We start from the raw sequence: 6,854 nt of genomic DNA, 5'->3' as shown, positions 1-6,854 counted from the left end.
AAGAGCGAAACCTCCGGCAAGTCTTACAGTTTCAACACGGCAGAGAAGCTGAACACCTTACTATTACGGATGATACGGAGAATGGGGCTTATAAAGGTGGGCAGTCATGTTGACCTGGACTTTGACCACCAGTTTGTTCCTGCCCACAAGTTCGATGCAAAGTATTCCTACAAGCAGGATTTTGGCTATTTCCCTGGTTGGGCTTCCATTGGAGGAATCATAGTCGGAGGTGAGAATCGTGACGGAAACACCAATGTAAGATTCCATCAGGAAGACACGCTCCGTCGCATTATGGACCGTGTAACCTCAGAACTTGGTGTGGTAATAGAGCGTTTCCGTGCTGACTGCGGGTCGTTCTCAAAGGAAATCATACAAACCGTAGAGCAGCGCTGCAACACGTTCTACATTCGCGCTGCCAATTGCGGCAGTCGCTACGAGAATTTCCAACAGTTGAAGGAATGGAAAAACGTTGAGATTGGCTATGAGAAATGCGATGTCACATCCATCAGCATGGACAGCTTGATAGAAGGAAAGTCATACAGACTTGTCGTACAGCGTAGTCCTTTGAAAGACAAGGATGGCAAGCAACGGACGGATATGTTCGGAGTAATATACACACACCGCTGTATCCTCACCAATGACTGGGTGTCTACCGAGAAAGACATCATTACATTCTATAATGAGCGTGGGGCAAGTGAAAAGAACTTCGACATACAGAACAATGACTTTGGATGGTCACATCTGCCATTTTCCTTTATGGCTGAGAATATGGTTTTCATGATGGTTATCGCCATGCTGAAGAACTTCTATCTCTATCTCGTCCGTCATATCAGCGAAAAGGTCAAGCCATTGAAAAAGACAAGCAGACTGAAAGCCTTTATCCTGCATTTTGTCAGCGTTCCAGCAAAATGGGTGCGAACGGGAAGGCAGAACGTTCTGAACCTGTATACAAACAAAACATACTATTCTGAAGTATTCCTTGAATAAGCAGCATTTCTTTGTGGTTTTTCATACTTCCCCATTGGTTTGGGTGGGGGATTTCATGCCTAAGCAAGAACCAAGAACCCTGGAAAATTCCCAAATCAATGGATTAATCCCAAAATATCGCTTCAATATATAAAAGTACCTCACAAAGAATAATGCTGCGGAATTGAGGTATTATATATCTTCCACTCTGTCATTAAGCTCTTGCTTGATTTTCTTCTTCTAAACAGTCCATATACTCTTTGAAAACATTTTAATATACAATGAAAAGGATGAACCAGAAGAGTAAAAGTTTACCAATCCATTGGTTTATAGATAATTTCTTATCAAGATATTTTTTCTCAATCCATTCAAATAGTATAGTCGAGAATGCAAATAAAAGAAAAAAGTAAGAGATAGAGAATCTAACAATATCTGTATAGAAATAGGCTTTTGATGGTTCCTTGTCTGCCATTAATCCAAAACACGCATCAGGTAGCAAGAATTCTCCTTCATACAAATAAAAATAGATTTTATCACTATTCTTAATTTTCTCCTTATCTAAAAAAAATCTACGTTGTATCCCTATAATAGGAGCCCAATTATAGATGAAATAAGCCTCCTCTATATGCTTTCTCGTTTTTACATCATAAAGATTGTTGACAGTTATTAGGCGTAGGGTAATATCTTCACCTCTTGCGCCTTGTACAGAACTCATTGTTAATTTCCCATCTTTATTTAAGTCTACATAAACTAACCTTGCATTACTCACTTCATACGTAATAAGACCTATTGTAAGCGCAAATAATAGTAAGAACAGAATCGTACATCCTTTATTGATTCTATTATATGTCTTCTTCATACTCTAATATTTTAGTTCTTGCTTGATTTTCTTCTTCTAAACAGTCCATATACTCTTTGAAAACATTTTAATATACAATGAAAAGGATGAACCAGAAGAGTAAAAGTTTACCAATCCATTGGTTTATAGATAATTTCTTATCAAGATATTTTTTCTCAAACCATTCAAATAGTATAGTCGAGAATGCAAATAAAAGAAAAAAGTAAGAGATAGAGAATCTAACAATATCTGTATAGAAATAAGCTTTTGATGGTTCCTTGTCTGCCATTAATCCAAAACACGCATCAGGTAGCAAGAATTCGCCTTCATACAAATAAAAATAGATTTTATCACTATTCTTAATTTTCTCCTTATCTAAAAAGAATCTACGTTGTAACCCTATAATAGGAGCCCAATTATAAATGAAATAAGCCTCCTCTATATGCTTTCTCGTTTTTACATCATAAAGATTGTTGATAGTTATTAGGCGTAGAGTAATAGCTGTACCTCTTGCACCTTGTACAGAACTCATTGTTAATTTCCCATCTTTATTTAAGTCAACATAAACTAACCTTGCATTACTCACTTCATACGTAACAAGACCTATTGTAAGCGCAAATAATAGCAAGAACAGTGTTGTGCATCCTTTATTTATTCTATTATATGTCTTCTTCATACTCTAATATTTTAGCTCTTGCTTTATTCTCTTCTTCTAAACAATTCATATACTCTTTGATGGCATTTTTTAGCAAGGGATTTTCTACTGCAGCTAACATGTCCTTTAAAAATACCATTCCTAAAGCTGTTAAGACATTACTTTTAGTAAAACTTTAAAACGTGAATTCAACAAGCAAGTACAAATTTACTTAATTAGTTCGTAAAAGCACTCATGTGGTGTTTAAATTCTAATTTCTTTCTTGGTCTCATGTTTATTTTCTTAGAATACATTGTGACTTGTTGATGGCTGACATGTTCAAACGTATCTGTTTTGGGTACGTATTACCTAATCAGTCCGTTAGCATTTTCTATAGCCCCTTTCTGCCACGAAGCGTATGGGTCAGCAAAATAGATGGTAGCACCAAGGCTTTTGGCTATCATTTCATGACAAGCGAATTCTGTAACATTGTCAGTTGTAATAGACTTAACATGCTCTTTGAATGGAGATAGTAAGTGTATTACAGTCCGTGCCAGTTCTTTGGCATTTTCCCCTTTTTAAGTTTTCTCATAAACAACATAATATATTTGCCGTCCTTAGCCAATACACCAGATATTTGTTCTGGAGACCATTGCTCGGTAACAAGAAGGCGTTTCGCTTCTTCCATGACATCCTTGTCGACTGAACGATTGCCTGGCTTTCTGCGCCTTGTTTGTACTGCATTTGCTTGAGCAGTTTCCCAATTATAGTGTCTTCTGACTCCACTATTACGTCTTATCTCGCGAGGCACTGTACTTGTACTTACATTTATTGCCTCGGTAATATCTTTTTGTCTCGTTCTATTTTGGAGTAGCACAGAAATTGTGTACCTTTGCTCCGAGGTTAATTGTTTGTACATTGCAATGCAAAATTAATTAATCTTTGGGAGACAGAGGTCTCCTTTTTTTATGCATTGCTCATTGTTTTTCCACTCACAGGGGCTGCTCGCCCCCAAGCCCCTCTGTGTTTTCAGGTATAGTTCATTAAGCTACATCAGCACTTGAGATTGCAGTTCTATGTTGAACTTGCGTAAAGACACATAACATCAGCTTATTTATATAGACTTCATGAAAATTATCTGCACATTTAAAGGACAGTCCCTCTATAACCCATGAATAATCAATATGTAAACTATTTTCGTCTTGCTTACAACTAACACATGCCCATTAAGCTTTAAGAAGACGTCCTTCTGCATCCAAGAATATGCCCTTCTTGAGGCTTGAAGACGCCCTTCTTGGGTCTTGACAAGGCCCTTTTCTCTTCATGAATACAAACATCTGATTTATAAATAGTTATGAAATCAATTCCTGCAGTTTCTACCTTCTTGATATAAGAACAAACTTGTATTCTTTTGTTGTAGTTTTTCATCACAGATCAAAAGACCTATTAGCTTCCACACGCTCTAACAGATGAACACTAAGATACTGTTTTTTTACACGAAGAGAACAAGAGAAGAACTTACAGACACAAGATTTCATAATACAGTTTTGCTAACATTGTGGCAATGAAAAAGACTGAAATGCCAGAAAGCATCAAGTATTTCTTGATGTAATAACGTATGACTTACGATCAATTTTGCCATTGAATGTACGACGGATAGCAGTAGACTCTTCATAGAGGAGTGGCACTTTATAGGCTTCGAGTCTCTCTTTAAGGAACAGAATCAACTGTTTCTTATCGTAATCGGTGTGCGGTACGACTATCAACTTCACCACTGTACCCATCACAGGGTGCTCAGCAGGAACGCAGATACAGTCTTTCACGCCATGAAAAGCCAACGCAGCGTCCTCCACTTCAGACGGCGCCACCTTATATCCACCCACGTTGATGGTGTCATCGCCCCTACCCTGCAGGCGCAAACGCCCTTCATCATCAACGAAACCCAAGTCGGCTGTCGTCACAACACCGTCTTGCAACACACGCAGCGTAGCCTCTTCGTCCTCCCAATAGCCCGTCATCAGCGTCAATCCCTTGCAGGCAACGTGCCCATCAGGCGTAATGAAGAACTGAGCATGGCGCATAGCCCGTCCCACACAACCAGCAAGACACTCGCCATCGTTGAAGTTATACGTAGCGATAATACCCGTTTCCGTCGAAGCATAAGTATTAAACAGTCTACTCATAGGTAGCAACTCACAGAATTTTCGCATATCCGAGGCAGCCATTGGAGCCGCTCCCGTCTCAACGAAGTCCACCTTCTGAGCAACCTTCTTCAGCTCCTTAGCCCACAGCGTAATAAGCATTCGGATGGCAGCAGGTACAAGAAACGTTGCAATCTTCCCCTCCGTACGGTCTATAACATCGAAGAAAGCTTTGATATCCTTCATTCCGTCGATGATATGGATGGTCCCTCCGACATAAATCGTTGGGTAAACCTTCGACAAACTACCGATATGATTTAGCGGACCATTGATGATAAACGTCACATCAGAGCTAAATCCCTGTGAAAAAACAAGGTTTTCAGCGTTCGCCCATATCGTTTGATGACTAATCATCACCGCCTTGGCATTGCCCGTAGTACCCGTAGTAAAAAGGATATCAGCCACCCCTTCAGGTGCAGAACCCTGTGAAAGACGTGCTGAATATTCGTCCAGCTTACTCTTCGGAAGGTCCTTATGCAACGGAACTGCCACTGCTCCAGCCACATGAACAGCAAAATATGTAATGAGAAAGTCGGCTGTTGACGTAGCAATGAGGGGCACCAATCGTCCCTTCACATCCCCCATAGCATCCACTTTCGCCGTCACATCCTGCCACAGTTGCCCATAGGTGTAGGCCACATCACCACAGATAAGTGCCGTCTTATGGGGTTGCTGTTCAGCGTACTGCCGTAGTTTATCCTCAATTTGCATTCTCGCTGAGTTTTGTTTTTACAAGTTCCACCAGACTATCAAGCGACTTGAAGTTCTTTGGTGTCACGTCTTTACGGTCTAATTCAATACCATACATATCCGAAAGTGTCATCAGAATCGTCGTAATTCCAAGCGAATCAAGTTCTTGAAAAAGGAAATCTGAATCGAAATCTACGATTGGCAACACCTCTTCTAATCTCTTACGAATCTCTTCTTTCATATCTTTTACTTATTTATTCGTGAATAATCGAGGGAGAAAGTTTAGTAAGTAACGGCGCCAGTTCTCCCATGTATGCCCGCCAGAAGTCTCATTATACATATAGATACAGCCCATTCTCGAGAGTCTTGAACGGTATTTATCAACAAAGGGCTTCAACGGGTCACTCTTACCAATAGCTATATAATAAAGTGCAGGAGGGTTCTGAAACTCCCGTTGCAGCTTCTTGTCGAGGTCCTTATACATGTCAACATCCGTCAGAAGAGGCCGTTTTTCGTCGTATCCCTGCTGCCACAGCGACGGCATCTTAGCCATAAACTTATCCAATCCACGTGTGACTTTATTCAACGACTTGATGTTTCCATCGGTAAGGAAGCTCACAGACTGCGGAGAGAAGAGTCCAACGTAATCGAAAAGGTCGGGATTGTTCGCCGTAATAGCTATTGTGTGTAATCCGCCCATTGACAGTCCGGCTATTGCTCGGTGCTTCTTGTCGTTCAAAGTTCGGAACTGGTGTTCAATAAAGGGCATCACCTCCACTGGGAAAGCCCGTTCTGTACGTCCCAACCATGAGGAGACATTCACGTGCAAAGCCTTTGTTTTCATGTAAGGACTGTGCCCTGGAGCAGCGTCCTGTTCGGCTATTCCGTTCGGCATGACGACAATCATCGGCACTGTCTTGTGTTGAGCAATCATGTTATCCATGATTTGTGCCAGTCTACCCATGCCCAACCATGCCAGTTCATCACCTCCTGTACCATGCAGAAGATACAGAACCGGATAACGTTTCTGTGGGTTCTGCTTGTATTCAGCAGGCAGATACACCGACAGTCGGCGCTGTTTCATATTCTTGTCGAACTCCGAATGATACCACAACTGCTGCACCGTACCATGCGAAACATTATTATCCATGTAGAAAGAACCAGGGTATCCACCCACAACAAAGTAACTCAACGAGTCGTCAATATCGCATACCACGTTCGGGTTCAGTGGGTCTGTAACCTTCTTCTTACCACCTATTGCAAAACGATAGGTGTACATCTCCGACGGGAGAGGTGCTGTCCGATAAACCCATGCACCGTCTTTCCCCGCCATAGACATAGACTTTGGGAACGAACCTTCTATCGTTACGTGCTTCACTTGTTTGTTAACGTAACGGAAAGTGACTGTCCTGTCGGCGTCCACGAACGGCATCTTCTTGTTTGAAACCGTCTGTGCTGACGTCACAAGGGCGGCAAATGAAAGGATGAATGTACATAAAATCTGTTTCATATCACCTGCGTTTTA

At 41.1% G+C, this 6,854-nt stretch carries 6 protein-coding genes and 1 pseudogene; 1 reads left to right on the top strand and 6 read right to left on the bottom strand.

What is annotated here, in order from left to right; translation table 11 throughout:
• On the top strand, nucleotides 1–987 hold a 987-nt coding region (locus tag HMPREF0666_RS07610), incomplete at its 5' end, for an IS1380 family transposase (protein ID WP_009011805.1).
• Between the two features lie 250 nt (nucleotides 988–1,237).
• On the opposite strand, the gene HMPREF0666_RS07605 is transcribed toward HMPREF0666_RS07610, so the two are convergent.
• From HMPREF0666_RS07605 to HMPREF0666_RS07580, 6 genes and pseudogenes are all read right to left on the bottom strand, one after another.
• Nucleotides 1,238–1,825 (bottom strand): hypothetical protein, encoded by a 588-nt coding sequence (locus HMPREF0666_RS07605; protein ID WP_009011804.1) that lies wholly within the window; start codon nucleotides 1,823–1,825, stop codon nucleotides 1,238–1,240.
• 67 nt (nucleotides 1,826–1,892) lie between these two features.
• A complete protein-coding gene (locus tag HMPREF0666_RS07600) occupies nucleotides 1,893–2,480 on the bottom strand; it encodes a hypothetical protein (protein WP_009011803.1) in 588 nt (195 codons plus the stop codon).
• A 186-nt stretch (nucleotides 2,481–2,666) separates the two neighbouring features.
• Nucleotides 2,667–3,357 (bottom strand): annotated as a pseudogene (locus HMPREF0666_RS07595) (IS30 family transposase).
• 673 nt (nucleotides 3,358–4,030) lie between these two features.
• The gene (locus HMPREF0666_RS07590) at nucleotides 4,031–5,350 is read right to left on the bottom strand and encodes a class I adenylate-forming enzyme family protein (protein WP_009011800.1); all 1,320 of its coding nucleotides are present in this window, start codon (nucleotides 5,348–5,350) and stop codon (nucleotides 4,031–4,033) included.
• Nucleotides 5,340–5,570: a phosphopantetheine-binding protein gene (locus HMPREF0666_RS07585; RefSeq protein WP_009011799.1), complete on the bottom strand. Its 231-nt coding sequence runs from the start codon at nucleotides 5,568–5,570 to the stop codon at nucleotides 5,340–5,342. The genes HMPREF0666_RS07590 and HMPREF0666_RS07585 overlap by 11 nt, the downstream gene beginning before the upstream one ends.
• Before the next feature lie 9 nt (nucleotides 5,571–5,579).
• Nucleotides 5,580–6,839: an alpha/beta hydrolase-fold protein gene (locus HMPREF0666_RS07580; protein ID WP_009011798.1), complete on the bottom strand. Its 1,260-nt coding sequence runs from the start codon at nucleotides 6,837–6,839 to the stop codon at nucleotides 5,580–5,582.
• Nucleotides 6,840–6,854: the final 15 nt, after the last annotated feature.

Source organism: Prevotella sp. C561, assembly GCF_000224595.1.
Classification (GTDB): Bacteria; Bacteroidota; Bacteroidia; order Bacteroidales; family Bacteroidaceae; genus Prevotella; species Prevotella jejuni.
The sequence above is the reverse complement of the archived record's forward strand: the minus strand, read 5'-3'. Positions and strand labels throughout refer to the sequence as shown.

Bases quoted from the DNA above. Each gene is read 5' to 3' on its own strand.
- HMPREF0666_RS07605 (WP_009011804.1), bottom strand. From the start codon at position 1,825: ATGAAGAAGACATATAATAGAATCAATAAAGGATGTACGATTCTGTTC.
- HMPREF0666_RS07585 (WP_009011799.1), bottom strand. From the start codon at position 5,570: ATGAAAGAAGAGATTCGTAAGAGATTAGAAGAGGTGTTGCCAATCGTA.
- HMPREF0666_RS07580 (WP_009011798.1), bottom strand. From the start codon at position 6,839: ATGAAACAGATTTTATGTACATTCATCCTTTCATTTGCCGCCCTTGTG.
- HMPREF0666_RS07600 (WP_009011803.1), bottom strand. From the start codon at position 2,480: ATGAAGAAGACATATAATAGAATAAATAAAGGATGCACAACACTGTTC.
- HMPREF0666_RS07590 (WP_009011800.1), bottom strand. From the start codon at position 5,350: ATGCAAATTGAGGATAAACTACGGCAGTACGCTGAACAGCAACCCCAT.